The following is a 282-nucleotide window of genomic DNA, read 5'->3' as shown; positions in this document are numbered from 1 at the left end:
CGCTCGCGATCGCAGCACTCCTCTTACGCGGCTCTCGCTTCGCGTCATGATCGACTACCGCCCGGACATCGATGGGTTGCGGGCGATCGCGATCGCGACGGTCGTTGCGTCGCATGCGGGCATTGCCGGCTGGAGCGGCGGGTACGTCGGCGTCGACATCTTCTTCGTGATCTCCGGGTTCCTGATCACGTCGCTCCTGACGGCAGAGGCCGAGCGAAGCGGGAAGGTCGACCTCTCGAGCTTCTATGCGCGCCGGGTGAGACGGCTCTTGCCAGCGCTCCT

At 66.0% G+C, this 282-nt stretch carries 1 protein-coding gene; it reads left to right on the top strand.

All coding sequences use genetic code 11. From position 1 onward, the window contains the following. Positions 1-46: 46 nt before the first annotated feature. Positions 47-282: acyltransferase family protein (locus LZP69_RS16315; RefSeq protein ID WP_234201739.1), on the top strand; the 236-nt coding region annotated here is incomplete at its 3' end.

This window comes from Shewanella sp. AS1, assembly GCF_021412565.1.
Taxonomy (GTDB): Bacteria; Pseudomonadota; Gammaproteobacteria; order Enterobacterales; family Shewanellaceae; genus Shewanella.
The sequence above is the reverse complement of the archived record's forward strand: the minus strand, read 5'-3'. Positions and strand labels throughout refer to the sequence as shown.